We start from the raw sequence: 24,545 nt of genomic DNA on the forward strand, positions 1-24,545 counted from the left end.
ATTCAGGGCTTATATTTGCCGGGCAGTTTGCGGTAAAAGAAGCTGACAATCGCGTCGCTCAGCGGCGTCAGCAGCACCCAGCTCAGTCCCACCAGCAGCACCGAAAGCGAGCCGACGGCGATATCGGTAAACCAGTGCGCGCCCGCCATCACGCGCGGCAGGGCGAAAATCACCACGATAGCCGCGCCGGTAAGAAAGGCGCGGAAGCCGAAATAGCGCCACATAAAACAAGCGAAAATCATCAGCATCATGCCGTGATCGCCAGGGAAGCTGTTGGATGAGGCGTCCTTGGCCGGAATGCCGGTCAGCTCGCTGACGCGATGGACATTGTCAAAAAACAGCGTCGGACTTTTATGCTGCACCGGCAGCAGGTGGCCGAGCTGGTTGAGAACAACCGCGCTGAGCAGCATGGTGACGCCAATCGCCAGCATACGGCGGCGCCCCGGCGGCGTTTCGCGGCGCCAGTAGAAGAGATAGAGCGCGCCCATCGCCAGCAGCGACACCAGATCGAAGCCGCGGAAGTTGGTGATCGCCACCAGCAGGGCAAAGCCAGGATGATCGACCATCTGGTTATTGAAGCTGAAGAAGATCCCTTTATCGACGCCGGCCCAGAAACCGTGATCGGGCGGCAGATACCAGGAGAGAAACAGAACAACGCCAAGCGCGTTGAGCAGCAGTATTGTGACAAAACGAGTTGCGCGCATCGTATTCACTCAAATAAAAATTAACGGCAGAAACTAACCTGGCCAGTTTAAACGAAGCCTCAACAGCTGAGACTGCAAACGATTCCAGTCCACGGGTTGCGAGTGGATCAGTTCAATACGGCTGTCGGGCGCATCGGCGGTCAGGGTTTCGACCTGCACATCGCCGCCCTGACCATTGAGGCGCAGCGTGCCGTCTGGCGTGCGCAACACCCCTTTAATGCGCTCGACCGGGGCGAGACGCGCCCACGCCAGCAGCGCGCCGCCGTCGAACCGCGTCGCGCCGTCAAAGATCCAGCCGCAGGCAACGTAGCCCTGGCCTTCATTTAGCGCCCGGCGCCAGCGCGCCTCGCCATCGAGGCGCAGCGCGGCGAGGCCGCTGTCGCGTTGAAGATGGGCATGATGATGCGCAGGCTGCGGCAGCGCTTGACGATTTGTGCGCGGCAGATCGAGCAGCGCCGCGTCGATAGCGCCGAAGCGCGTTTCGATAAAAGCACGGCCGTTAAGCGTTGTCTGCTGCCACTGCTGCAGGCGCTGACGATCGTTTTCGTCCCAGCGGTCGCTTTTGTTGCCGATAATCGCATCCGCCGCCGCCAGCTGATCGCGAAAGTTTTCATTGGCCGTCACCCGCGCATCGGCGAGCTGGCGGGCGTCGAGCAGCGTCAGCGTGGCGTTAAGCTGCAGAAGCGGCTGATAAACCGGCGCGCTCAGCATCTCCAGCAGCTGGCGCGGGTGCCCGAGACCGGTGGGTTCGATCAGCAGGCGATCCGGGCGGTGCTGTTTCAGCAGCATATTCAGTCCCACCTGCATCGGCAGGCCGTTGACGCAGCACATACAGCCGCCGGGGATCTCCTTTAACGCCGCGCCGCTGTCGCGCAGCAGCGCGCCGTCGATGCCGATTTCGCCGAACTCATTAACCAGAATCGCCCAGTTTTCCTGCGCCGGCTTGCGGGCCAGCAGATGGCGTAGCAGGGTGGTTTTGCCGCTGCCGAGAAAGCCGGTAATAAGATTAACGCGCGTCATGCTCCTGCCTCCTTAAACGAGAATGGCCGCGAAAGCGGCCATAATGTTACTTTATAACACAAACTGCGTCTGCTAGTCAGCGCGGCTCATATAGCGGCGTTCGGCGATATGAATGCGGATGCGGTCGCCGTTGCTCAGGTATTCCGGCACCTGAATGCTCAGACCGGTGCTCATGCCGGCCGGTTTGGTGCGCGCGCTGGCGGAAGCGCCTTTGATGCCCGGCGCGGTATCGACGATTTCCATATCCACGGTCTGCGGCAGCTCGAGCGCCAGCACCTGGCCGTCCATGGTCAGCACCTGAATGCCCGGCATGCCGCCTTCGGGAATAAACAGCAGCTCTTCTTCAATCTGATCTTTTTTGAACGAGTAGGGCGTGTAGTCCTCGTCATCCATGAAAACGTATTCGTCGCCGTCAATATAGGAGAAGGTGACGCTGCGGCGGCTGAGCTGAATGACGTCCAGAATATCATCGCCTTTAAAACGCTCTTCCACCTTCAGCCCGGTACGGATATCGGTGAAGCGCATCTTATACAGCGTCACAGCGCCGCGCGCGCTCGGACTCTGAATATCGATATCTTTAACCATCAGCAGCTTGCCGTTCCAGCTCACCGCCATCCCTTTTTTGATCTCATTCGCTCTTGGCATTGCAACTCTCGCTTAAAGAAGGATTCCGATGCGCGCCACGTTACTCGCGCCGGCTTAAACAGGCAATATGGCGCCGGAAAAAATGCGCGCGCGGACGCAGACATGGCTTTCGCGCGCGCGGCCTGCTATTGTCGCGGCTCAACTCTCGCTGGAGCGCATCATGCAATGCCGTAGTCAGTGCGGCGCCTGCTGTACCGCGCCTTCGATCTCTTCGCCGATCCCCGGCATGCCTCAGGGCAAACCCGCCAATACCCCTTGCGTTCAGCTTGACGCCGATTTGCGCTGCAAACTGTTCGGCTCGCCGCTGCGGCCCGCCGTCTGCGCCGGTTTGCAGCCGTCGCGCGATATGTGCGGCGCCACGCGCCACGACGCGATGATCTATCTGCTGCAGCTGGAAGCGGACACCGCGCCCTGACCGAGCTGAACTTGCTGACGCGTGCGCCGAAGCGCGAGCAAACCGTTACAGCGCGCGTTCAGCTCCCTGAGGTTATTCTTACTCTCTCTGTTATGAAGTGTGCGTAACATCAAAAATCTGCTACGCATTTTACGCATTTTCTTGCATGGCATGATGGGCTGTACCAGACTCCTTGAAACGTTTCAGCGCGGCAGAGACGCGCTTTGCGCCCCGTCGCCGCGCTTTAAACGGCCATCAGGCTGAAACGATTCAATTTCAGTAAGCGAGGAGAAATATGTTCCAGCTCGAATTGCAGGCCATCCACACCGGAGCCAGCGCACAAAATAAAGAAGAGGCGATCCGTCAGGTCGCGGCGGCGCTGACCGCAGCGGGCAACGTTGCGGAAGGCTATGTCAACGGCATGCTGGCGCGCGAGCAGCAGACCTCAACTTTTCTGGGCAACGGCATCGCCATTCCGCACGGCACCACCGATACGCGCGATCTGGTGCAGAAAACCGGCGTGCAGGTGTTTCAGTTTCCGCAGGGCGTCGCCTGGGGCGAAGACCAGACTGCCTATGTGGCGATCGGCATCGCGGCGAAATCTGACGAACACCTGGCGCTGCTGCGTCAGCTGACGCACGTGCTGAGCGACGACAGCGTCGCCGAACAGCTCAAAACCGCCTCGGCGGAAGATCTGCGCGCGCTGCTGATGGGCGAAAAACAGGCGGCCGAATTCAGCTTCGACACCTCGCTGATTACCTTAGACGTCGCCGCCAGCGACCTGATTACGCTGCAGGCGCTGAATGCCGGCCGCCTGCAGGCCGCAGGCGCGGTAGACGCCAGCTTTGTTGCCGACGTAATGGCCGCGACGCCGCTGAGCCTGGGTCAGGGCATCTGGCTGAGCGACAGCAGCCGCGGCAACCTGCGTAGCGCGGTCGCGGTCAGCCGCGCCGCCGCGCCGGGCGAACATCAGGGCGAGAAAGTGGCGCTGCTGGTCACGGTATCCGCCGTCGACGAGCGACCGCTGGAGGTGCTGAGCTATCTCAGCACGCTGCTGCAAAACGGCAAGGCGGATCGCCTGCTGAAAGCGGACGCGGCGGGCGTCTACGCGCTGCTCACCAGCGAAGTGGACGAGCAGGCCGAAGTGCTGAGCGCAGAGTTCACCATTCGCAACGAGCACGGGCTGCACGCGCGTCCCGGCACGGCGCTGGTCAGCGTGATCAAACAGTTCAACAGCGATATTACCGTTACCAACCTCGACGGCAGCGGCAAACCGGCCAACGGCCGCAGCCTGATGAAAGTGGTGGCGCTGGGCGTGAAGAAAGGCCATCGACTGCGCTTTACCGCCAGCGGCGAAGATGCGCAGCAGGCGCTGGACGCCATTGAAGAGGCGATTAATTCCGGCCTGGGCGAGGGGGCAGCATGAGCAGACGCGTCGCAACTATTACGCTGAATCCCGCTTACGATCTGGTGGGTTTTGTCCCGGAGATCGAGCGCGGCGAGGTCAACCTGGTGAAAACCACCGGCCTGCATGCGGCCGGCAAAGGCATTAACGTGGCGAAAGTGCTGAAAGATCTCGGCATCGACGTCACGGTAGGCGGCTTCCTCGGCAAAGAGAATCAGGACGGCTTTCAGCAGCTGTTCAGCGAGCTGGGCATCGCCAACCGTTTTCAGGTGGTGCCGGGCCGCACGCGTATCAACGTCAAGCTCACTGAGCAGAACAATGACGTGACCGATCTTAACTTCTCCGGCTTTGACGTAAGCCAGCAGGACTGGGATCGCTTTACCAGCGATTCGCTGACCTGGCTCGGCCAGTTCGACATGGTGTGCGTCAGCGGCAGCCTGCCGTCAGGCGTGCAGCCGGAAGCCTTTACCCGCTGGATGAGCGACCTGCGCACCCACTGCCCGTGCATTATTTTCGACAGCAGCCGCGAAGCGCTGGTGGCGGGCCTGAAAGCCGCGCCCTGGCTGGTGAAACCTAACCGTCGCGAGCTGGAAATCTGGGCCGGACGCAAACTGCCGACGCTGCAGGATGTGATTGGCGCGGCGCATGAGCTGCGCGAGCAGGGCATCGCCCACGTGGTGATTTCGCTGGGCGCGGAGGGCGCGCTCTGGGTCAACGCCTCAGGCGAATGGATCGCCAAACCGCCGGTGTGCGAAGTGGTCAGCACCGTGGGCGCGGGCGACTCAATGGTCGGCGGCCTGATTTACGGCCTGCTGATGCGCGAATCCAGCGAACACACGCTGCGTCTTGCGACGGCGGTGGCGGCCATGGCCGTCAGCCAGAGCAATGTCGGCGTTACCGATCGTACCCAGTTGGCCGCGATGATGGCGCGCGTCGACTTACAACCCGTTAACTGACAGCAGGAGAGCGATAATGAAAACGCTGCTGATAAAAGATCCTTCTATTGGTCAGGCCTCGGCCTGGATGGCGCAACAGCGTCTGACCGCCGCCGCCGCGCAGGCGGGTTTCTCCTTTACGGATAACCCGGCGGAAGCGGAGCTGGCGATCGTCCTCGGTCGCGAGCTGCCGAACGACGCCGCGCTGAACGGCAAATCCGTCTGGCTGGGCGATGCGCAGCAGGCGGTGCGTGCGCCTGAGCAGTTCCTTGCCCAGGCGAAAGCGGAAGCGAAACCCTGGCAGCCGGCCGCGGTCGCAACCGCTGCGGCGCCGACGGCTGTGCAGCCGAACGCGCAGAAACGCATTGTCGCGGTCACCGCCTGTCCCACCGGCGTGGCGCACACCTTTATGGCCGCCGAAGCGATCCAGGCGGAAGCGACCAAACGCGGCTGGTGGGTAAAAGTGGAAACCCGCGGCTCCGTCGGCGCAGGCAATGCGATTACGCCAGAAGAAGTGGCGGCAGCCGATCTGGTGATCGTGGCGGCGGATATCGAAGTTGACCTGGCGAAGTTCGCCGGTAAGCCGATGTACCGCACCTCAACCGGTCTGGCGCTGAAGAAGACGGCGCAGGAGCTGGATAAGGCGGTGGCCGAAGCCAGACCTTACAAAGCTGCCGGCGCGCAGAGCGGCGAGCCGCAGGAAGAGAAAAAAGAGAAAGCGGGCGCTTACCGTCACCTGCTGACCGGCGTCTCCTATATGCTGCCGATGGTGGTGGCGGGCGGCCTGAGCATTGCGCTCTCCTTCGCCTTCGGCATTACCGCCTTTAAAGAGCCTGGCACGCTGGCGGCGGCGCTGATGCAGATCGGCGGCGGCAGCGCCTTTGCGCTGATGGTGCCGGTGCTGGCGGGCTTTATCGCGTTCTCCATTGCCGATCGTCCGGGCCTGACGCCGGGCCTGATTGGCGGCATGATCGCTACCAGCATTAACGCTGGCTTCCTTGGCGGCATCATTGCCGGTTTCATCGCTGGCTATGCGGCGAAGCTGATCAGCGGCAAGCTCAGGCTGCCGCAGAGTATGGAAGCGCTGAAGCCTATTCTGATTATTCCGCTGGTGGCCAGCCTGATTACCGGCCTGCTGATGATTTACGTGGTGGGTAAACCGGTCGCGGCGATCATGACCGGCCTGACCGCCTGGCTGGCGAACATGGGCACGGCGAACGCGGTGCTGCTGGGCGCGATTCTGGGCGGCATGATGTGTACCGATATGGGCGGTCCGGTGAATAAAGTAGCCTACGCCTTCGGCGTCGGCCTGCTGAGTTCGCAGACTTACGCGCCGATGGCGGCGATTATGGCTGCGGGCATGGTGCCGCCGCTGGCGATGGGCGTCGCGACGCTGGTGGCGCGCCGTAAGTTTAATAAAGGTCAGCAGGAGGGCGGTAAAGCGGCGCTGGTGCTGGGGCTCTGCTTTATCTCTGAGGGCGCGATTCCGTTTGCGGCGCGCGATCCGATGCGCGTACTGCCGTGCTGTATCGTCGGCGGCGCACTGACCGGCGCTATCTCGATGTATATCGGCGCGAAGCTGATGGCGCCGCACGGCGGCCTGTTCGTGCTGCTTATTCCTGGCGCGATTACGCCGGTGCTGGGCTACCTGGTATCGATTATCGTCGGCACGGCGGTGGCGGGACTGGGCTACGCGATCCTGAAACGCCCGGAAGAGGAGCTGGCGAAAGCCTGATCCTTGCTATAAGAAAAAGGGAGCCATGCGGCTCCTTTTTTCTTTCGTGCCTGCGCGGGTGGCATGGCCCGATCGCAAAGACGCAAAAGACGGCATCCTTGCCAGCTCGGCCCACGCCATCCCTGGCGTGGGACGCTTTGCTCTTCGGCCCATGCCACCCGCTTGTTAACCTTTGTGCGGTGTGCAGGCAGCAAGGCGGTTTTAACTCTGCTGCTCTGCCTTTAGCCAGGCGATCTCATCTTTCCAGATATCCGGATTAATAGTCTCCAGAATCAGCGGAATACCATCGAAGCGCGCATCCTTCATCAGCCAGCTAAACGGCGTTTTGCCGATATTGCCTTCGCCCAGGCTGTGATGACGGTCAACGCGGCTGCCAAAGGCGCTCTTGGCGTCGTTAAGGTGCATGCCGCGCAGATACTGAAAGCCGACGATGCGCTCGAACTCGGCGAAGGTCTCTTCGCACGCCGCTTCGGTACGCAGATCGTAGCCGCCCGCGAAGGCATGACAGGTATCGATACAGACGCCGACGCGCGATTTATCTTCGACGTGCTCGATAATGGTCGCCAGATGTTCAAAGCGAAAGCCGAGGTTGCTGCCCTGGCCGGCGGTATTCTCGATGACCGCCACCACCTGCGAGGTCTTATCCAGCGCGAAATTCACCGACTCGGCGATGCGCTTCAGGCACGCCTCTTCGTCTATCTTGTTCAGATGGCTGCCCGGATGGAAGTTAAGCAGCGTCAGACCCAGCTGCTCGGCGCGCTGCATCTCGTCGATAAAAGCGGCGCGCGACTTCTCCAGCGGCTCCGCTTCCGGATGGCCCAGGTTAATCAGAAAGCTGTCGTGCGGCAGGATCTGCTGCGGGCCAAAATGGTATTTTTCGCAGGCGGCCTTAAAGGCGTCGATGGTCTCCGCCGAAAGCGGGGCCGCCTTCCACTGCCGCTGATTCTTGGTAAACAGGGCAAACGCGGTGGCTTCCAGTTCATGGGCACGAATCACTGCCTGCTCTACGCCGCCAGACGCGCTGACGTGTGCGCCGATATATTTCATGCCGCTTCTCCAGAAAAGGCTGACTAAAAGAAGCCCGCATCATACCCGATGCATCTACTGCAAGAAATGCTGCGCCAGCAGATTGATGGCGCCGCCGCCGAGGATCAGCCAGACAAAGACCATCAGCCCCAGCAGCAGCGGTTTCACGCCTGCCTGACGCAGCGCGCCGAAGCGCGTGGTAAGACCGAGCGCCGCCATCGCCATCGCCAGCAGCAGGTTAGCGACCTGATTAATATCGGCGACCCAGGCGGCCGGCAGCAGATGCAGCGAGTTGAACAGCGCCACGCCGATAAAACCGAGCGCGAACCAGGGAAACGTGATGCCCTGGCGCGGCGTTTGCTGCGGCGCGCGGCGCAGCCAGCCGCTCAGGCAGAGCAGAAACGGCGCCAGCATCATGACGCGCAGCATTTTCGCGATCACCGCGCTGTTCTCCGCCTCCGGGCCGACCGCATGACCGGCCGCCACTACCTGCGCCACCTCATGGATGGTCGAACCGGTAAAGATGCCGAACTGCGCGACGCTTAGCTGAGGGAAATAGTGTTGCGCCACCAGCCAGAGCGGGGGATAGATCAGGATCGCCAGGGTGCCGAACAGCACCACGGTCGCCACCGCCACCGCCACTTTCGTCGGCGACGCTTTCACCACCGGCTCGGTCGCGAGCACTGCCGCTGCGCCGCAGATGCTGCTGCCCGCGCCGATCAGCCAGACCGTTTCGCGGTCAAGCTTCAGCAGCCTGATGCCCAGCAGACAGGTAATAAAGAAGGTCGAGCTCAGCGTCAGCACGTCGATCAGCACGCCGCTCGCGCCGACGTCGGCGATCTGCTGCAGCGTAATGCGAAAACCGAACAGAATAACGCCGAGGCGCAACAGCTTCTGCTTCGCCAGCAGCACGCCCGCGTCGCAGTGCGGCGCGAGAGAAGGGTAAAGCGTGTTGCCGACCAGAATGCCGAGCATAATCGCCAGCGTCAGCGCGCCGAGGCCCAGACCGGCGATCTCCGGGCGCTGCGCCAGCCAGGCCGCACCGCCGGCAATCGCAGCGGTCAGCAGCAGGCCGGGAAAACGGTGTTGAATAAAAAAGGGAAGTCGGGGAAAAGTCAGCTCTGCCATAATCTGCTCCTTGTGTCAGGCAAAGCATGCGCCGCGCTGGCTTAAAAGTGAAATTGATAATATATTTATAATTAACCAGATAAAACGATAAGGCCGAAAGATGTTATTTGGACGTTTGCGCCGCTGGGCCGCCCTGATTAAAAAAGATGTGCTGACGCTGTGGTTCGCCTGTCGTGACCCGCGCACCCCATGGTGGTTCAAGCTGCTGGCGTTTGGGCTGGTGGCCTATGCGCTCAGCCCCATCGATCTGATCCCCGATTTCATCCCTATCGTTGGCCTGCTCGACGATGCGATTATTATTCCCCTTGGCGTGCTGATCCTGCTGCGTCTGCTGCCGCGCGACGTCCGTATCGGCAGCGCTGAGCGCGCTGAAGTGCAGCGCGCGCGCGGCAAAAAAGTGGTCAGCGGCTTCGGCCTGTTTCTGATGGTGCTGATCTGGCTGGGGGTGCTGTACTACCTTGTTCAGCGCTATGCGATGTAAGGAGAACCCATGCATATCACGCTGCGGCAGATAGAAGTCTTTACCGAAGTGCTGAAAAGCGGCTCGACCACGCAGGCCTCGCAGGTGCTGGCGCTCTCGCAGTCGGCGGTGAGCGCGGCGCTGGCGGATCTGGAAGGCCAGCTTGCCGTGCAGCTGTTCGACCGCGTCGGCAAGCGGCTGGTGCTCAACGAACACGGCCGCTTGCTCTATCCGCGCGCCATTGGCCTGCTGGAGCAGGCGGGCGAAATCGAACAGCTGTTTAAAGAAGATAACGGCGCGATCCGCATCTACGCCAGCAGCACCATCGGCAATTACCTGCTGCCGGGCATGATAGCCGCCTATCGCCGCGACTTTCCCGGCCTGCCGCTGGAGCTGAGCGTCGGCAACAGTCAGGATGTGATCAACGCGGTGGCCGATTTTCGCGTCGACGTCGGTCTGATCGAAGGGCCGTGCCATATGACCGAGCTGGTAAGCGATGCCTGGCTGGAGGATGAGCTGGTGGTCTTTGCCGCGCCCGATGCGGAGATCCTGCGCCAGCCGGTGACGCTGGAGAGCCTCGGCAACGCCCCCTGGATCCTGCGCGAGCACGGCTCCGGCACGCGCGAAATCGTCGACTATCTGCTGCTCTCGCACCTGCCCGCTTTTCAACTGGGCATGGAGCTGGGCAACTCCGAGGCGATCAAGCATGCGGTGCGGCACAATATGGGCATCAGCTGCCTGTCGCGGCGCGTGATCGCCGATCTGCTGGAGGCGGGGACCTTAGTGGAGCTGACGATTCCGCTGCCGCGGCTGACGCGTACCCTGTACCGCATCCATCATCGCCAGAAGCACCTTTCCAGAGCGCTTGACCGTTTTCTCTCCTACTGCCGCGAATAGCCGCAAGAGGTTTTTGCTTATAATTCAGCGGCGATCATGAAGGTAACTAATAACACGGCGTCAATGCTATACAGAGCAGGGTGACTTGCTACAATCGCGCCTCATTTTTAGCGAGCCTAGTGTTTACACATGCATAACGACACAAATACAACACAACAACCTGCGTTACGACGCGAGTTAAAGGCGCGTCACCTGACGATGATCGCCATCGGCGGATCGATCGGCACCGGTCTGTTCGTGGCCTCCGGCGCCACCATCTCCCAGGCGGGGCCGGGCGGCGCGCTGCTCTCCTACGCGCTGATTGGCCTGATGGTTTACTTCCTGATGACCAGCCTCGGCGAGCTGGCGGCCTTTATGCCGGTTTCCGGCTCCTTCGCCACCTACGGCGCAAAATATGTGGAAGAGGGCTTTGGTTTCGCTCTCGGCTGGAACTACTGGTACAACTGGGCAGTGACCATCGCCGTGGATCTCGTCGCGTCGCAGCTGGTGATGAACTACTGGTTTCCCGATACGCCAGGCTGGATCTGGAGCGCGCTGTTCCTCTGCCTGATGTTCCTGCTTAACTTTATTTCGGTCAAAGGCTTTGGCGAAGCAGAGTACTGGTTCTCGCTGATCAAGGTGGCGACCGTGATTATCTTTATCGTGGTCGGCGTACTGATGATCGTGGGCATCCTGCGCGGCGGCGAGCACGCCGGCTGGCATAACTGGCAGGTCGGCGACGCGCCGTTCGCTGGCGGATTCGCCGCGATGATCGGCGTGGCGATGATTGTCGGCTTCTCTTTCCAGGGCACTGAACTGATCGGCATCGCGGCGGGCGAATCAGAAGATCCGGCGAAAAACATTCCGCGCGCGGTGCGCCAGGTGTTCTGGCGTATTCTGCTGTTCTATATCTTCGCGATTCTGATTATCAGCCTGATCCTGCCTTACACCGATCCGCAACTGCTTCACAACGACGTTACCGACATCAGCGTCAGCCCCTTTACCCTGGTGTTCCAGAACGCGGGACTGCTCTCGGCGGCGGCGGTAATGAACGCGGTGATCCTGACGTCGGTGCTGTCGGCGGGCAACTCCGGCATGTACGCCTCGACGCGCATGCTCTATAACCTGGCGAGCGAAGGCAAAGCGCCGCGCATTTTCGCCCAGCTGTCGAAAGGCGGCGTGCCGCGCAACGCGCTGCTGGCGACCACCGTCGTGGCGGGCCTCTGCTTCCTGACCTCGAAGTTCGGCAATCAGGAAGTTTATCTCTGGCTGCTCAATACCTCGGGCATGACCGGCTTTATCGCCTGGCTGGGTATCGCCATTAGCCACTATCGCTTCCGTCGCGGCTATATCAAGCAGGGCCATAGTCTGGACGACCTGCCGTACCGCTCGGGCTTTTTCCCGGTCGGCCCGATTTTCGCCTTCGTGCTCTGTCTGATCATCACGCTGGGCCAGAACTATCAGGCGTTCCTCAACGACAGCATCGACTGGTACGGCGTCGCCGCTACCTATATCGGCCTGCCGCTGTTTCTGCTGATCTGGATGGGCTATAAGCTGACGCGCGGCACCCGCTTCGTGAAGTACAGCGAGATGGAATTCCCGACGCACAAAGAGTGACGCTAACCAGCGCCATCACAGTAAGCGCGGCCTGGCCGCGCTTTTTTCGTTAAGGTGCCGTTTTGTTTAGGTTGAAGAATTGATAATTATTATCATCTGCTCTATTGTGGCAGCGTTTTCGACCGAACCCCTAAAACAGGCTTTTTATGACGGACTCAACTCTGCCCGCACAGGGCGCTATGGGCCGCTATCATCAGGTACTGCGCCGCCGCATGCTGATGATCGCCGTGCTGGTGCTGGCGATTATCGCCTCGCTGGTGCTGGACTTTACCCTTGGCCCGGCCGGCCTCTCGCTGCCGACTCTCTGGCAATCGCTGCTCCATCCCGCCACGGTTGACGCCGGCACGCGCGTCATCGTCTGGGATATTCGTTTGCCCTACGCGCTAATGGCGGTAGTGGTCGGCTTTTGCCTCGGACTGGCGGGCGCCGAGATGCAAACCATCCTCAACAACCCGCTGGCCAGCCCCTTTACGCTCGGCGTCTCTTCGGCGGCGGCGTTCGGCGCGGCGCTGGCGATTATTCTCGGCATCGGCATTCCCGGCGTGCCGGATCAGTGGCTGATCTCCGCCAACGCCTTTGTGTTCGCGCTGTTCGCCGCGCTGATGCTCGACGGCGTCACGCGCTGGACGCGGGTCTCTACCTCGGGCGTGGTGCTGTTCGGCATCGCGCTGGTGTTCACCTTTAACGCGCTGGTGTCGATGATGCAGTTTATCGCCAGCGAAGATACGCTGCAGGGGCTGGTGTTCTGGACCATGGGCAGCCTGGCGCGCGCCTCCTGGGAGAAGCTCGGCGTGTTGAGCGTGGCCTTCGCGCTGCTGCTGCCGTTCTCGCTGCTCAGCAGCTGGAAGCTGACCGCGCTGCGCCTCGGCGAAGATCGCGCCGTCAGCTTCGGCATCGACGTGCGCCGCCTGCGCCTGGCTACGCTGCTGCGCATCAGTATTCTCTCCGCGCTGGCGGTCGCCTTTGTCGGGCCGATCGGCTTTATCGGGCTGGTGGCGCCGCATATCGCCCGCATGATCTTCGGCGAAGATCACCGCTACTATCTGCCCGCCAGCGCCCTGACCGGCGCGCTGGTGCTCTCGATGGCGTCGGTCGCCTCCAAGAACCTCATTCCCGGCGTGATTATTCCGGTCGGCATCGTCACCTCGCTGGTGGGCGTGCCGTTCTTCCTGAGCATTATTCTGCGTCATCGGGGGAATGTATGACTCAGGGGCTGACGTTAAAACATTTCACCGCGGGCTACCCCAAACGCAAGGTCATTGAGGATCTCAGCGTGGGGCTGCTGCCGCGTGGCCAGATCACCGTGCTGCTGGGGCCGAACGGCTGCGGCAAGTCGACGCTGCTGCGCGCGCTGGCCGGGCTGAACAAAGGGCAGGGCGAACTGTGGCTGAACGGCGAAGAGCTGATGCAGCAGCCGTTCGCGCGCCGCGCCCAGCGCGTGGTCTATCTGCCGCAGACGCTGCCGGCGGGCGTGCATCTGCACGTGCTGGAGTCGATTATCGTGGCGCAGCGCGCCTCGGGTGGTTTGCATAACGCCGCCAGCGAAGCGGAAGTGATGTATCTGCTGGAGCAGCTCGGCATTTCGCATCTGGCGATGCGCTATCTCGATCAGCTTTCAGGCGGGCAGAAACAGCTGGTCGGTCTGGCGCAGTCGCTGATCCGTCGCCCGGAGCTGCTGCTGCTGGATGAGCCGCTGAGCGCGCTGGATCTGAACTATCAGTTTCACGTGATGGATCTGGTGCGTCGTGAAACCGCCCAGCGCAATATCGTCACCGTGGTAGTGGTGCACGACATCAATATCGCCTTACGGCATGCGCACCATGCGCTGATGCTGAAAGAGGGCGCATTGATAGCGGACGGCGTGCCGGAGCAGGTGATTACGCCGGAGACGCTGGCGCAGGTATACGGCGTGAAAGGACGTATCGAACACTGCTCGCAGGGAATGCCGCAGGTGATGATTGACGGGCTGGTCGGCTCGGAACTGGTTTAAGAAAAAGGGCCGCATCGCGGCTCTGAGATTGTCGGCAATGTGCCGTCGCGGGTGGCAGGGACAGATCGCAAAGACGCAAAAAGCGGCATCCCTGCCAGCTCGGCCCGCGCCATACGCACCTCATCCCTGAGGTGCGCCCGTAAACGGGCCAACGCGCTGCGTTGTTCAAAAACGCTCCCGGCGTTTTTGTCCCTGGCGCGGGACGCTTTGCTCTTCTGTCCCTGCCACCCGCTCCTTAACCATGGAGCCGTTTGTGGGCCGCATCGCGGCCCTGAACGACCTACACCAGCAAGTGCTGCGCATGGAAGCGCAGATGATCCTCGACGAAGGTCGCAATAAAGTAGTAGCTGTGGTCATAGCCCGGCTGCACGCGCAGCGTCAGCGGGAACCCCACCTCTTTCGCCACCACATCCAGCCGCTCCGGCTGCAGCTGATCCGCCAGGAACTGATCGCTGTCGCCCTGATCGATCAGGATCGGCAAACGCGACTGCACCTCGCGCATCAGCGCGCAGCTGTCGTAGTCGCGCCAGGCCGCGCGATCCTCGCCCAGATAGGCGCTGAACGCTTTCTGCCCCCAGGGCACCTCGCATGGATTGACGATAGGCGCAAAGGCGGACGCCGACGCAAAGCGGTTGCCGAGACGCAGCGCCAGCATCAGCGCGCCGTGGCCGCCCATCGAATGCCCCATGATCGACTGACGCTCGCTGATATTGAAGTTGCTGGCGATCAGCGCCGGCAGCTCCTGACTCAGGTAGTCGAACATGCGAAAGTGCGCCGACCAGGGCGCCTGGGTCGCGTTGAGGTAAAACCCCGCGCCCTGGCCGAGATCGTACGCCTCGTCGTTGGCGACCGCCTCGCCGCGCGGGCTGGTGTCCGGCATAATCAGCACCAGACCCAGCTCCGCAGCGACGCGCTGCGCGCCGGATTTGGTGCTGAAGTTCTCATCCGTGCAGGTCAGGCCTGCCAGAAACCACACCGCAGGCGGCGGCGTGTCGCCTTTCGGACTGGGCAAAAAAATGCTGAAGGTCATCGGGCAGTTAAGCGCGGCTGACTGATGCCGCCAGCGTTGCTGCCAGCCGCCGAACATCCGGTGTTCTTCCAGCAGTTCCAGCGTGGATGCCATATCGCCTCCCGATTATTTGTTAAAGTGGACCACCGAACGGATCGATTTCCCTTCATGCATCAGATCGAAGGCGTCGTTGATCTCTTCCAGCGGCATGGTGTGGGTAATAAAGTCGTTCAGGGCGAATTTGCCGTCCAGATAATCCTGTACGATACCCGGCAGCTGCGAGCGGCCCTTCACGCCGCCGAAGGCGGAACCGCGCCAGACGCGACCGGTCACCAGCTGGAACGGACGGGTTGAGATCTCTTCGCCCGCGCCGGCCACGCCGATAATCACCGATTCGCCCCAGCCTTTATGACAGCACTCCAGCGCGGAACGCATCACGTTGACGTTGCCGATACACTCAAAGGAGAAATCGACGCCGCCGTCGGTCATCTCGACAATGACTTCCTGAATCGGCTTCTCATGATCTTTCGGGTTCACCAGGTCGGTAGCGCCCAGCTTGCGCGCCAGGTCGAATTTGCTGGTGTTGATGTCGATAGCGATGATGCGTCCCGCTTTCGCCATTTTCGCGCCGATAATCGCCGACAGACCGATGCCGCCGAGGCCGAAAATCGCCACGGTATCGCCTTCTTTCACTTTGGCGGTATTCATCACCGCGCCCATGCCGGTGGTCACGCCGCAGCCCAGCAGACAAACTTCTTCCAGCGGCGCCTCTTTGCTGATTTTCGCCAGCGAAATTTCCGGCACCACGGTGTACTCGGAGAAGGTCGAGGTGCCCATGTAGTGGAAAATCGGCTTGCCGTCTTTAAAGAAACGCGTGGTGCCATCTGGCATCAGGCCTTTGCCCTGGGTGGCGCGGATCGCCTGGCAGAGGTTGGTTTTACCCGACAGGCAGAATTTGCACTTGCCGCACTCCGGGGTGTACAGCGGGATCACGTGATCGCCGACTTCAACGCTGGTCACGCCTTCGCCGACCGCTTCTACCACGCCGCCGCCCTCATGGCCGAGGATGGCCGGAAATACGCCTTCCGGATCTTTGCCGGACAGGGTATAGGCATCGGTATGGCACACGCCGGTAGCGACGATGCGCACCAGCACTTCGCCTTTCTGCGGCGGCATCAAATCCACTTCTTCGATTTTCAGCGGTTCGCCAGCAGCCCAGGCAACGGCGGCGCGAGTTTTAATCATGTTCATGCAATCCCTCTTGCGGTCAGATAGGGACGCGCCGGTCTGGACGCGTCCGTGGGTCGTGATATCAATAAAAATAGCGCGTAATCGGCAATTACTCTGCCAGCTGCAGCGGATGCAGCAGCTGGTCGTCTTGCGGGCGGTCGTCGAACATATCAATAATCAAATACTTCAGCGCTTCGACGTTGGGGGTAAAGGCGTCGCGACGCCACATCAGCCAGGTGGCGGTGTCGCGATACGCCGCCGGCAGCTGATGCGCCTGCACGCGGGCGCGCTCAGGCATCTGCTTCAGCACTGATTCGGGGATCATCGCCACGCCTGCGCCGCCCGCCACGCAGGCCATCATCGCGTGGTAGGACTGGATCTCCATTACGCTACCGGGCGCGACGCCGCTGTCGCGATACCAGGCTTCCAGCTTCACGCGATAGGAGCAGCTGTTGCGAAACGCGAACAGGGTGTCGTTTTGCGCGTCGCGCGCGCTCTCTACCGGCGCATGATCCAGGCTGGTGATCAGCGTCAGGGTTTCGCGAAAGGCGATGCAGCCGTTGAGATCGTCATAAGGCGCCGGACCGTCTACCAGCGCGGCGGCCAGCGTGCCTTCGCGCACCTTGTCGATAATCTCGCCGGAGGTGCTGGTGATCAGCGACAGCGACACTTTCGGGAAGCGCTGATGATAGGCCGCCAGCAGGGCAGGCAGGCGCGTCGCGGCGGTGCTCTCCATCGAGCCGAGCGCGAAGTTGCCGGCCGGTTCGCCCGCGCGCGCCATGCTGAGCGCCTCGTCGCTCAGCGCCAGGATGCGCTGCGCGTAGTTAAGGAAATTGTGGCCCATCGGCGACAGACGAATGCGCTGTTTCTCGCGTATAAACAGATCGACGCCCATCTCCTCTTCCAGCTGGCGCAGCCGCGTGGTGAGGTTGGAAGGGACGCGATGGAGTTGTTCCGCGGCGCGCGCCAGCGAACCGGTTTCGGCCACGGAACAGAACATGCGTAGCTGGACAAGATCCATATATTCTCTTCCCGTAAACAACTTGATGCGAATTATTCAGTTTCCGTGAGTTTAATGAGCTGGCATGTTATAAGCAAGTGATAATAAAAACCCAGGAGTAGGGATATGGCTTTTCGCGTGGCGCTCAGCGCCTTTCTGGCGCTGGTGGTGGTGATGGGCATCGGGCGTTTCGCCTTTACGCCGCAGGTGCCGCTAATGATACACGACGGCCAGCTGACGCTGACCAGCGCCAGTCTGGTGGCGGCCCTCAACTATCTTGGCTACCTGTGCGGCTCCTTTGACGCGATGCGCGCGCGCCGGCGCGTCGAGCTGCGCCTGCAGCTGGGCGTCTGGGGGGCGGTGATCCTGACGCTGCTCTCCGCCTGCGTCAGCGGCCCCTGGCTGCACGGTGCGGTGCGCTTTTTGATCGGCTGGGCGAGCGGCGTGGCGCTGGTGCTGGTAGCGGCCTGGAGCAGCGAGCAGCTGCATCATTACGGGCGCCCGAGCCTGTCGGCGGCGGTGTTCGCCGGGCCGGGCGCGGGCATCTTTATCAGCGGTCTGCTGGCGGTGCAGCTGCATGCGTCGCAGGCGTCCGCCTCGCTGGCGTGGGCTGCCTATGGCCTGCTGGCGCTGCTGATTATCGCCGCTATCGCGCGCAATTTGCCGCGCCGCGTCGGCGAGCTGCATCGTCCCGATCAGGCGCCGGATCCGCTGGTGCTGACCGCTGACCTGCGGCGGCTGGTGCTGAGCTACAGCCTGGCGGGCTTCGGCTATATCCTGCCCGCTACCTTTTTGTCGCAGATGGCGGCGGCGCGATTTCCCGACGGCGCTTTTGCCCAGTTCGTCTGGCCGATCTTCGGCGGCGCGGCGATAGTCGGCATCGCGCTGGGGATCCTGACGCGCGGCCTCGCCAGCAACAACCGACGGCTGGCTTTCGTGCTCTGGGCGCAGGCGCTGGGCGTAGCGGCAGCGGCGGCGCTGCCGGGCTTTAGCGGCCTGCTGCTCGGCGCGCTGCTGGTGGGCGGCGGCTTTCTCTGCGTGGTGCAGCTGGCGCTGGCCTATGCGCGCGAGCTGGCGCCGCAGCACACGCGCTATATGGCGGGGCTGCTGACCACCGGCTACGCCGTCGGACAGCTGGTAGGGCCGGTGCTGTCGTCGCTCTCTACCGCGCTGCTGCATCGCCTCGAGCCGGCGCTGTGGATCGCCGGGCTGGGACTGGCGGCGGCCGGACTGCTGGTGTGGCGACGATCGTCGTGAAAAGCTTTCATCGCCGATTGGATTGATTACTGGATTACCCCAGCGGAAAGCTTCACAATACGCGCTCAGAATTGAACCCGCCGGTCTCTCCGGCGGGCGTTACACCTGCGGAGATGAGTACGATGAGCACCCTTAGTCAGGAAGCTATCCTGGTCCACGAAGCGCTGCTGGCGCGAGGCCTGGAAACGCCGTTACGCGCGCCGACGCGTGAAATGGATGATGAAACCCGTAAGCGCCTGATCGCCGGCCACATGACCGAGGTCATGCAGCTGCTGAATCTGGATCTTGAGGATGACAGCCTGATGGAGACGCCGCATCGCATCGCCAAAATGTATGTGGATGAGGTCTTTTCCGGTCTGGATTACGCTAACTTCCCTAAAATCACCGTCATCGAAAACAAGATGAAAGTGGATGAGATGGTGACGGTGCGCGATATCACCCTGACCAGCACCTGCGAACACCACTTCGTGATTATCGACGGCAAAGCGACCGTGGCCTATATTCCGAAAGAGAAGGTGATCGGCCTGTCGAAGATCAACCGCATCGTGCAGTTCTTCGCCCAGCGCCCGCAGGTGCAGGAGCGTCTGACGCAGCAGGTGCTGGTAGCGCTGCAGACGCTGCTCGGCACCAACAACGTCGCGGTCTCTATCGATGCGGTGCACTACTGCGTGAAAGCGCGCGGAGTGAAAGACGCCACCAGCGCCACCACCACTACTTCGCTGGGCGGCCTGTTTAAGTCGAGCCAGAATACCCGTCAGGAGTTCCTGCGCGCGGTGCGTCATATTTAAAGGTTACCCGCCGCCTTAGCCGCCGCCAGTTATCAGGCGGCGGTGCTTCACGCCAACAGGGATCGCTATGCAACGTTATCATGCGCTGGATTTCATTCGCGGCTGCGCCATCCTCGGCATTTTGTTGCTCAATATCGTCGGCTTCGCCTTACCTTCCGCCGCCTATCTTAATCCCGCCTGGCGCGGCGATCCCGCAACCGACGAGGTCTGGACCTGGGCAGTGCTCGACATCCTGGCGCAGCTGAAATTCCTCACCCTGTTCGCGCTGCTATTTGGCGCGGGCCTGCAGCTTCAGCTGCCGCGCGGCAGCCGCTGGCTATCGGCGCGCCTGACGCTGCTGGCGCTTATCGGTCTGTTTCACGCCGTAGCGATGTGGGAAGGGGATATCCTGCTCGATTACGCCATTATCGGCCTTATCGTCTGGCGAATGCTGCGCGACGTGCCCTCGACGCGCAGCCTGTTTCATACTGGCGCGCTGCTCTACCTGGTAGGCTGCGGCGTGCTGCTGATCTTCGGCTCAATCTCCGACCCCGAGCCGACCCGCTCATGGCTGCCCGGCGCGGCCGACCTGGAGTATGAACGCTTCTGGAAGCTGGCCGGCGGCTGGGAAGCGGTGCAGAACCGCCTCGACCATCTCTCCTCCAGCCTGATGGCGCTGGCGGCGCAGTATGGCTGGCAGCTGGCCGGGCTGATGATGATGGGCGCCGCGCTGCTGCGCTGCGGCTGGCTGACCGGCGAGTTTAGCCTGCGCCACTACCGGCGCTGCGCCGCGCTTCTGCTGGCCGTCGGCTATGTCATCGCCCTGTCTGGGGTAGCCTCGCAGTGGATGCTGCACTGGTCGTTTCGCTGGAGCGGCTTCTACCTGCAGGTGCCGCGCGATCTCGCCAGCCCCTTTATCAGTCTCGGCTACGCCGCGCTGATCCTCGGCTACTGGCCGCAGCTGGCGCGCTGGCGCCTTACTTCGGCGATTCAGTGCATCGGCCGCATGGCGCTAAGCAACTATCTGCTGCAGACGCTGATCTGCACCACGCTGTTCTACCGTTTCGATCTCTTTATGCGTTTCGATCGCCTGCAGCTGCTGGCGTTTGTGCCGGCTGTCTGGCTGGTCAATATTCTCTTCTCGGTGATCTGGCTGCGCTTTTTCCCTCAGGGCCCGCTTGAATGGCTATGGCGTCGCCTGACGCGGCTGGCGGCGGGCAAAACGCCGCATCGCTCCTCATTCAGATAATGATGTTCATCACAAAGGTTACATAATTGTATGTAACCGTTTTCATGAGTGTGACGTGATTCACGCTGCTGCCGCGCCGCGCCTGCCAGAATAGCGCCGGATAACTTCCTGGCGTGATGCCTTTTTTTCCTCTGTGGAACAGCTGCATGATAACGATTCGTGATGTTGCCCGTCTGGCTGGCGTGTCGGTGGCGACCGTCTCGCGCGTGCTGAATAACAGCAGCGCCGTTACTGCGGAGACGCGTGACGCGGTGCTGCAGGCGGTGGATTCGCTGGGCTACCGGCCCAACGCCAACGCGCAGGCGCTGGCAACGCAGATCAGCGACACCATCGGCGTGGTGGTGATGGACGTCTCTGATCCCTTCTTCGGCGCGCTGGTGAAAGCGGTAGATACCGTGGCGCAGCGCCTGCACAAACATGTGCTGATCAGCAACTCCTGGCATCAGGAAGATAAAGAGCGCCATGCGATTGAGGTGCTGATCCGTCAGCGCTGCAATGCGCTGGTGGTACACGCGAAAACGCTTTCAGACGAAGAGCTCGCCTCCTTTATGCAGCAGGTGCCGGGCATGGTAATGGTCAACCGCATCGTGCCGGGCTTCGCCCATCGCTGCGTCAGCCTGGATAACGTGGCGGGCGCCTTGATGGCGACACGCATGCTGCTGCAGCAGGGACACGGCCGCATCGGCTATCTCTGCTCCAGTCACGACATCGAAGATGTGCAGCAGCGGCGCGAAGGCTGGGAGCAGGCGCTGGCGGAGCAGGGGATTCGGCCGCAGGAGAGCTGGATCGCCAGCGCTGAGCCCGATATGCAGGGCGGCGAGGCGGCGATGGTGGAACTGCTGGGGCGCAACGTGCATCTCAGCGCGATTTTCGCCTACAACGACGGTATGGCGGCCGGCGCGCTTACCGCGCTGAAAGATAACGGCATTCAGGTGCCACAGCATTTCTCTGTCATCGGCTTCGATGATATTCCCATGTCGCGTTACACCGATCCTCAACTCACCACGGTGCGCTATCCCATTGTTTCTATGGCCAAACTTGCCACCGAACTGGCGCTGAGCGGCGCGGCGGGCCAGCTGGACGTCAGCGCGCAGCACGTCTTTATGCCGACGCTGGTGCGTCGTCATTCCGTGGCGCAGCGGCAAAATGTGGAGTCGGTCACTAATTCAGGCGATAGCGCCATGTAACCGTTTTCAATCTGTGATTGTATTCACAGTTAATTAACATGCCGCTCACTATGATGGCAGCGTCTTACCGGACTGAAACATTATGTAACGCCGCACTAACCGCAGCAGGCGTGGTTTCAGCAACCCGTTGAAAAGGTTCATCACATCTTCAGGATGCGTTGTCGCACATGGAAGTCAGGTTTCTGGACGGCGATTCAGCGGGGCAGCGCGATCTTACTCGCCTCTTTGCGACTCGCCGAATCTTACTTTACCGAAAGCTCATGCGCGCCTGACGCGTCTGAGCCAGTACTACCCTGCAAAAAACCGGAGATACCATGAATAAGAAGGTTTTCACGCTCACAGCTTTGGTTGCCAGCATGATGTTCGGCGCAACGGCACACGCAGCGGACACGCGTATCGGCGTGACCATCTACAAGTATGACGACAACTTTATGTCGATGGTTCGTAAGGACATCGAGAAAGAGGCTAAAAACCTTGGCGGCGTACAGCTGCTGATGAATGACTCGCAGAACGACCAGTCCAAACAGAACGACCAAATCGACGTGCTGATGGCGAAAGGCGTGAAGGCGCTGGCGATTAACCTGGTGGATCCGGCTGCGGCGGCCGTGGTGATCGATAAAGCGCGCGGCAACGACGTGCCGGTGGTGTTCTTCAACAAAGAGCCGAACGCGAAAGTGCTGGCCAGCTACGACAAAGCCTACTATGTCGGCACCGACTCTAAAGAGTCCGGCATTATTCAGGGCAAACTGATTGAGAAGCACTGGAAAGCCTCGCCGAACTGGGACCTGAACAAAGATGGTCAGATTCAGTTCGTGCTGCTGAAAGGCGAACCGGGCCATCCGGATGCTGAAGCGCGCACCAAATACGTTATCGATACCCTGAATCAGGACGGCATCAAGACCCAGCAGCTGGCGATGGATACCGCGATGTGGGATACCGCTCAGGCGAAAGACAAGATGGATGCGTGGCTCTCCGGCCCGAACGCCAACAAAATCGAAGTGGTGATCGCCAACAACGACGCCATGGCGATGGGCGCTGTCGAAGCGCTGAAAGCGCATAACAAGACCTCAATTCCGGTGTTCGGCGTCGATGCGCTGCCGGAAGCCCTGGCGCTGGTTAAGTCGGGCGCGCTGGCGGGCACCGTGCTGAACGATGCGGAAAACCAGGCGAAGGCGACGCTGGATATGGCGAAAAACCTGGCGGACGGCAAAGCCGCGACCGAGGGCACCAGCTATAAGATCACCGATAAGATCGTCCGCGTGCCTTACGTGCCGGTCGATAAAGAGAACCTGTCTCAGTTCCAGAAGTAATCCTGTCCGGGCGCGGCTGAGCCGCGCCCTGTTTTCACGTGACCAACGCTTTTTTTAGCCAGGTAAATTATGGCCAGTGATAATCCGACCGCGCAGCGTGAATATCTGCTGGAAATGACGAATGTCTCTAAATCATTTCCAGGGGTTAAAGCCTTAGATAATGTGAATTTAAAAGTGCGGCCTCACTCCGTTCATGCATTGATGGGTGAAAACGGCGCCGGTAAATCGACATTATTGAAATGCCTGTTTGGTATTTATAAAAAAGATACGGGGAGCATCCTGTTTCAGGGTGAGGAAATCGATTTTAAAAGTTCGAAAGAGGCGCTGGAAAACGGCGTTTCGATGGTGCATCAGGAGCTGAACCTGGTTTTACAGCGCACCGTCATGGACAATATGTGGCTGGGCCGCTATCCGCAAAAAGGGCCGTTCGTCGATCAGGACAAAATGTATCGCGATACCAAAGCGATTTTCGACGAGCTGGATATCGATATCGATCCGCGCGACAAAGTGGCGACGCTCTCTGTGTCGCAGATGCAGATGATCGAAATCGCCAAAGCGTTCTCCTATGACGCCAAAATCGTCATTATGGACGAGCCGACCTCTTCGCTGACCGAGAAAGAGGTGAACCATCTGTTCACCATTATTCGCAAGCTGAAAGATCGCGGCTGCGGCATTGTTTATATCTCGCACAAGATGGAAGAGATTTTCCAGCTGTGCGACGAGATCACTATTCTGCGCGACGGTCAGTGGATCGCCACCCAGCCGCTGGAAGGTCTGGATATGGATAAGATCATCTCTATGATGGTCGGCCGCTCCCTGAACCAGCGCTTTCCTGACAAAAGCAACGTGCCGGGCGAAACCATTCTTGAGGTGCGCCATTTAACGTCGCTGCGTCAGCCGTCGATTCGCGACGTTTCGTTCGATTTGCGCAAAGGGGAGATTCTGGGCATCGCCGGGCTGGTGGGCGCCAAGCGTACCGATATCGTTGAAACCCTGTTCGGGATCCGCGAGAAGGTAAGCGGCACCATTAAGCTGCACGGCAAGCCGATTAATAACCACAGCGCCAACGAAGCGATTAACCACGGTTTCGCGCTGGTGACGGAAGAGCGCCGCTCGACCGGTATTTATGCCTTTCTCGATATCGGGTTTAACTCGTTAATCTCCAATATCAAGAAGTATAAAAACAATATCGGGCTGCTCGATAATAAGCGGATGAAAAGCGATACCCAGTGGGTTATCGACGCCATGCGCGTAAAAACGCCGGGCCACCATACGCAAATTGGATCGCTTTCGGGCGGCAACCAGCAAAAGGTGATTATCGGCCGCTGGTTACTGACCCAGCCTGAAATACTGATGCTCGACGAACCGACGCGCGGCATTGACGTCGGCGCGAAGTTCGAAATTTACCAGCTGATTTCCGAACTGGCGAAGAAAGAGAAGGGCATCATTATTATCTCTTCCGAAATGCCGGAGCTGTTGGGCATTACCGATCGTATTCTGGTGATGAGCAACGGTCAGGTAGCGGGCATTGTAGATACCAAGACAACCACGCAGAACGAAATATTGCGTTTAGCGTCATTACACCTTTAATGAAGCAAGGG

The 24,545-nt window shown here is 60.6% G+C and carries 24 protein-coding genes; 15 read left to right on the plus strand and 9 right to left on the minus strand.

Annotated features, from left to right (window positions below):
* Nucleotides 1-2 precede the first annotated feature (2 nt).
* From B3229_RS19955 to yeiP, 3 genes are all read right to left on the minus strand, one after another.
* Nucleotides 3-704 (minus strand): phosphatase PAP2 family protein, encoded by a 702-nt coding sequence (locus tag B3229_RS19955; RefSeq protein ID WP_048781478.1) that lies wholly within the window; start codon nucleotides 702-704, stop codon nucleotides 3-5.
* A 33-nt stretch (nucleotides 705-737) separates the two neighbouring features.
* A complete protein-coding gene (locus B3229_RS19960; RefSeq protein ID WP_286873774.1) occupies nucleotides 738-1,724 on the minus strand; it encodes a CobW family GTP-binding protein in 987 nt (328 codons plus the stop codon).
* Nucleotides 1,725-1,796: 72 nt separating this feature from the next.
* Nucleotides 1,797-2,369 (minus strand): elongation factor P-like protein YeiP, encoded by a 573-nt coding sequence (gene yeiP, locus B3229_RS19965; RefSeq protein ID WP_048781476.1) that lies wholly within the window; start codon nucleotides 2,367-2,369, stop codon nucleotides 1,797-1,799.
* Nucleotides 2,370-2,529: 160 nt separating this feature from the next.
* Here yeiP and B3229_RS19970 point away from each other — a divergent pair, with 160 nt between their 5' ends.
* The 4 genes from B3229_RS19970 to fruA all read left to right on the plus strand — a co-directional run bounded on the left by B3229_RS19970 (nucleotide 2,530) and on the right by fruA (nucleotide 6,838).
* Nucleotides 2,530-2,784, plus strand: coding sequence for a YkgJ family cysteine cluster protein (locus B3229_RS19970; protein ID WP_048781486.1), 255 nt, complete (start codon nucleotides 2,530-2,532; stop codon nucleotides 2,782-2,784).
* A gap of 274 nt (nucleotides 2,785-3,058) precedes the next feature.
* Nucleotides 3,059-4,189: a fused PTS fructose transporter subunit IIA/HPr protein gene (gene fruB / locus B3229_RS19975; RefSeq protein WP_286873778.1), complete on the plus strand. Its 1,131-nt coding sequence runs from the start codon at nucleotides 3,059-3,061 to the stop codon at nucleotides 4,187-4,189.
* The gene (gene fruK, locus B3229_RS19980; protein ID WP_033750346.1) at nucleotides 4,186-5,124 is read left to right on the plus strand and encodes a 1-phosphofructokinase; all 939 of its coding nucleotides are present in this window, start codon (nucleotides 4,186-4,188) and stop codon (nucleotides 5,122-5,124) included. The genes fruB and fruK overlap by 4 nt, the downstream gene beginning before the upstream one ends.
* Nucleotides 5,125-5,140: 16 nt before the next feature.
* Nucleotides 5,141-6,838 (plus strand): PTS fructose transporter subunit IIBC, encoded by a 1,698-nt coding sequence (gene fruA / locus B3229_RS19985; RefSeq protein ID WP_286873782.1) that lies wholly within the window; start codon nucleotides 5,141-5,143, stop codon nucleotides 6,836-6,838.
* Between the two features lie 201 nt (nucleotides 6,839-7,039).
* Here fruA and nfo read toward each other — a convergent pair whose 3' ends face one another.
* Nucleotides 7,040-7,885 (minus strand): deoxyribonuclease IV, encoded by an 846-nt coding sequence (gene nfo, locus B3229_RS19990; RefSeq protein WP_048781473.1) that lies wholly within the window; start codon nucleotides 7,883-7,885, stop codon nucleotides 7,040-7,042.
* Between the two features lie 54 nt (nucleotides 7,886-7,939).
* Nucleotides 7,940-8,992, minus strand: a complete 1,053-nt coding sequence (locus tag B3229_RS19995) for a YeiH family protein (RefSeq protein ID WP_286873785.1) — start codon at nucleotides 8,990-8,992, stop codon at nucleotides 7,940-7,942.
* Nucleotides 8,993-9,092: 100 nt separating this feature from the next.
* Between B3229_RS19995 and B3229_RS20000 the strand changes: the two genes are divergently transcribed.
* The 5 genes from B3229_RS20000 (at nucleotide 9,093) to B3229_RS20020 (ending at nucleotide 13,935) form a co-directional block, all read left to right on the plus strand.
* Nucleotides 9,093-9,473 (plus strand): YkvA family protein, encoded by a 381-nt coding sequence (locus tag B3229_RS20000; protein ID WP_033750337.1) that lies wholly within the window; start codon nucleotides 9,093-9,095, stop codon nucleotides 9,471-9,473.
* 9 nt (nucleotides 9,474-9,482) lie between these two features.
* On the plus strand, nucleotides 9,483-10,349 hold the full coding sequence (yieE, locus tag B3229_RS20005; RefSeq protein ID WP_286873789.1) for a DNA-binding transcriptional regulator YeiE: 867 nt from the start codon (nucleotides 9,483-9,485) through the stop codon (nucleotides 10,347-10,349).
* A gap of 129 nt (nucleotides 10,350-10,478) precedes the next feature.
* Nucleotides 10,479-11,945: an amino acid permease gene (locus tag B3229_RS20010; protein WP_048781471.1), complete on the plus strand. Its 1,467-nt coding sequence runs from the start codon at nucleotides 10,479-10,481 to the stop codon at nucleotides 11,943-11,945.
* Nucleotides 11,946-12,091: 146 nt separating this feature from the next.
* Nucleotides 12,092-13,150: a FecCD family ABC transporter permease gene (locus tag B3229_RS20015; RefSeq protein ID WP_048781470.1), complete on the plus strand. Its 1,059-nt coding sequence runs from the start codon at nucleotides 12,092-12,094 to the stop codon at nucleotides 13,148-13,150.
* A complete protein-coding gene (locus B3229_RS20020; protein WP_048781469.1) occupies nucleotides 13,147-13,935 on the plus strand; it encodes an ABC transporter ATP-binding protein in 789 nt (262 codons plus the stop codon). The genes B3229_RS20015 and B3229_RS20020 overlap by 4 nt, the downstream gene beginning before the upstream one ends.
* A 280-nt stretch (nucleotides 13,936-14,215) precedes the next feature.
* Here B3229_RS20020 and fghA read toward each other — a convergent pair whose 3' ends face one another.
* From fghA to ptrR, 3 genes are all read right to left on the minus strand, one after another.
* On the minus strand, nucleotides 14,216-15,058 hold the full coding sequence (fghA, locus tag B3229_RS20025) for an S-formylglutathione hydrolase (protein WP_277269578.1): 843 nt from the start codon (nucleotides 15,056-15,058) through the stop codon (nucleotides 14,216-14,218).
* A gap of 12 nt (nucleotides 15,059-15,070) precedes the next feature.
* Entirely contained in the window at nucleotides 15,071-16,195 is a 1,125-nt protein-coding gene (locus B3229_RS20030; RefSeq protein ID WP_033750320.1) for an S-(hydroxymethyl)glutathione dehydrogenase/class III alcohol dehydrogenase, read from the minus strand.
* Between the two features lie 88 nt (nucleotides 16,196-16,283).
* A complete protein-coding gene (gene ptrR / locus B3229_RS20035) occupies nucleotides 16,284-17,195 on the minus strand; it encodes a putrescine utilization regulator PtrR (RefSeq protein WP_286873797.1) in 912 nt (303 codons plus the stop codon).
* Between the two features lie 105 nt (nucleotides 17,196-17,300).
* Here ptrR and B3229_RS20040 point away from each other — a divergent pair, with 105 nt between their 5' ends.
* The 3 genes from B3229_RS20040 (at nucleotide 17,301) to yeiB (ending at nucleotide 20,447) form a co-directional block, all read left to right on the plus strand.
* Entirely contained in the window at nucleotides 17,301-18,431 is a 1,131-nt protein-coding gene (locus B3229_RS20040) for a YbfB/YjiJ family MFS transporter (protein ID WP_048780747.1), read from the plus strand.
* A gap of 122 nt (nucleotides 18,432-18,553) precedes the next feature.
* Nucleotides 18,554-19,219, plus strand: a complete 666-nt coding sequence (gene folE, locus B3229_RS20045; RefSeq protein ID WP_033750312.1) for a GTP cyclohydrolase I FolE — start codon at nucleotides 18,554-18,556, stop codon at nucleotides 19,217-19,219.
* A 67-nt stretch (nucleotides 19,220-19,286) separates the two neighbouring features.
* The gene (yeiB, locus tag B3229_RS20050; RefSeq protein ID WP_286873803.1) at nucleotides 19,287-20,447 is read left to right on the plus strand and encodes a DUF418 domain-containing protein YeiB; all 1,161 of its coding nucleotides are present in this window, start codon (nucleotides 19,287-19,289) and stop codon (nucleotides 20,445-20,447) included.
* Here yeiB and B3229_RS20055 read toward each other — a convergent pair.
* Nucleotides 20,440-20,595 (minus strand): hypothetical protein, encoded by a 156-nt coding sequence (locus tag B3229_RS20055; protein ID WP_161801232.1) that lies wholly within the window; start codon nucleotides 20,593-20,595, stop codon nucleotides 20,440-20,442. The two genes, yeiB and B3229_RS20055, sit on opposite strands and share 8 nt — an antisense overlap.
* Here B3229_RS20055 and galS point away from each other — a divergent pair.
* From galS to mglA, 3 genes are all read left to right on the plus strand, one after another.
* Nucleotides 20,594-21,634 (plus strand): HTH-type transcriptional regulator GalS, encoded by a 1,041-nt coding sequence (galS, locus tag B3229_RS20060; RefSeq protein ID WP_033791579.1) that lies wholly within the window; start codon nucleotides 20,594-20,596, stop codon nucleotides 21,632-21,634. The genes B3229_RS20055 and galS overlap by 2 nt on opposite strands.
* Nucleotides 21,635-21,948: 314 nt before the next feature.
* On the plus strand, nucleotides 21,949-22,944 hold the full coding sequence (gene mglB / locus B3229_RS20065) for a galactose/glucose ABC transporter substrate-binding protein MglB (RefSeq protein WP_033750304.1): 996 nt from the start codon (nucleotides 21,949-21,951) through the stop codon (nucleotides 22,942-22,944).
* Between the two features lie 69 nt (nucleotides 22,945-23,013).
* Nucleotides 23,014-24,534 (plus strand): galactose/methyl galactoside ABC transporter ATP-binding protein MglA, encoded by a 1,521-nt coding sequence (gene mglA / locus B3229_RS20070; RefSeq protein ID WP_048780745.1) that lies wholly within the window; start codon nucleotides 23,014-23,016, stop codon nucleotides 24,532-24,534.
* The last annotated feature ends 11 nt before the right edge of the window (nucleotides 24,535-24,545 follow it).

It is taken from the genome of Pantoea sp. UBA5035, from assembly GCF_002415245.1.
GTDB lineage: Bacteria > Pseudomonadota > Gammaproteobacteria > Enterobacterales > Enterobacteriaceae > Pantoea > Pantoea septica.